A 1,874-nucleotide genomic window follows, 5' to 3' on the forward strand; every position below is an offset into this window, starting at 1 on the left:
GAAGATCTTTTCCCCCGGCGGCACCCGCGCCGCGCCCTACAGCGGGGTGCCGACGCTTCTGAACGCGCCCTATCGGCAGGTGACAACGGACGCTCCCGATTTCTCGGGCCTGCAGGTGGCGCTGCTGGGGGTGCCGATGGACCTGGGCGTGACCAACCGCTCGGGCGCCCGCTTCGGGCCGCGGGCGCTGCGGGGGATCGAGCGGATCGGCCCCTACAACCACGCGCTGGACAGCGCCCCCGTGCACGAGCTGCGCGTGGCCGACGTGGGCGACGTGCCCTTCGACAGCCGCTACCGGCTGGAACAGTGCCACGAGAACATCGAGCGCTGGCTGGGCCTGATCCTCGACGCGGGCGCCCTGCCCCTGTCGGTGGGGGGCGACCATTCGATCACCCATCCCATCCTGCGCGCGGTCGGGCGCGATCGCCCCGTGGGGCTGATCCACATCGACGCCCATTGCGACACCGGCGGCGCCTTCGACCAGACGAAGTTCCACCACGGCGGCCCCTTCCGCAACGCGGTGCTGGACGGCGTCCTGGACCCCGCGCGCTGCATCCAGATCGGCATCCGGGGGGCCTCGGAATACCTGTGGGAGTTCTCGTATGACTCGGGCATGACCGTCATCCATGCCGAGGAGATCGACGCCCTGGGCATCCCCGCCCTCATCGAACGGGCGCGGGCGGTGGTGGGCGACGGGCCGACCTATCTGAGCTTCGACATCGACAGCCTCGACCCCGCCTTCGCCCCCGGCACCGGCACGCCCGAGATCGGCGGGCTGACCACGCGCGAGGCGCAGGAACTGCTGCGGGGCCTGAAGGGGCTGAACCTGGTCGGCGGCGACGTGGTCGAGGTCGCGCCGCAATACGACCCTTCCACAAACCCCCCCCAGGCGGGGGCGCAGAGCCTGTGCGAGAACCACCCCGTGCTGCGATACCCCCCCGCGCGGCCGGGCTGACGCGCGGCCCCGGTCAGGCGTCGCGCGTGGGAACCCGGCGCTCGAAGACGCGGAACAGGATCACCAGCGCGGCGGTCAGCAGCAGGTAGACCGCCGCCAGCAGCAGCAGCGGCTCGTAGGTCAGCAGGGTTTCCTGCCGCACCCGCGAGACGACGCCGTAAAGATCGACCACCGTGATCGTCGCCACCAGCGGCGTCGATTTCAGCTGCAGCACCGTCTCGCCCGCCAGCGTCGGCAGCGCCCGGTGGACCGCGCGCGGCAGCCAGATGCGGCGGAACACCTTGAAGGGCGACATCCCGAAGGCCCGGCCCGCCTGCAATTCGCCCGCGGGCACGCCCGCGAAGGCCCCGCGCATGACCTCGCCCTCGTAGGCCGCGAAGGACAGGGTCAGCGCCGTCAGTCCGTAAGGCCATGCTTCCCGAAGATAGGGCCAGAGGAACGATTCGCGCAGGCCGGGAATGGACGGGAACAGCGAGCCGAGGCCGTAATACAGCAGCCACAGCTGCAGCAGCAGCGGCGTGCCCCGGATCACGGTGCAGAAGGCCTTGGCCGGCCATTTCAGCCAGGCCGGGCCGACCGCCTGCGCCAGCCCCAGCGGCAGCGCCAGAAGAAAGCCCAGAACGGCCGAGCCCAGCAGCATGGCCAGCGTCATCGCCAGCCCCTGCCCCAGGCGCGGCAGGTAGCGCGGCAGCCAGTCCCAGCGGCCGCCTGCCGCCGCTGCCGCCACCAGGGCCACGGCGATGGCGATCAGCACCACACGATGCGGCTTCAGCCAGGGGGCAAGGCGCGCGCCCTGTTCGATGTCGGTGGATCGGGACAGCGCCATTCAGGCCACCCCGCCCAGGCCGCGCCGGGAGCGGCGCTCGATCAGGCCGAGAACGAGGTTCGAGACCAGCGTCAGCGCCAGGTAGATCGCCCC

General features: G+C 71.6%; 2 protein-coding genes. One reads left to right on the forward strand and one right to left on the reverse strand.

What is annotated here, in order from left to right; genetic code table 11:
- A partial coding sequence (gene speB / locus Q4F04_RS15385) for an agmatinase (protein WP_303370668.1) occupies positions 1-955 on the forward strand: 955 nt, incomplete at its 5' end.
- Positions 956-968: 13 nt separating this feature from the next.
- Here speB and Q4F04_RS15390 read toward each other — a convergent pair.
- Entirely contained in the window at positions 969-1,781 is an 813-nt protein-coding gene (locus Q4F04_RS15390; RefSeq protein WP_303370669.1) for an ABC transporter permease subunit, read from the reverse strand.
- Positions 1,782-1,874 lie beyond the last annotated feature (93 nt).

The organism is Paracoccus sp. (in: a-proteobacteria) (assembly GCF_030536915.1).
In the GTDB taxonomy this organism is placed as follows: domain Bacteria; phylum Pseudomonadota; class Alphaproteobacteria; order Rhodobacterales; family Rhodobacteraceae; genus Paracoccus.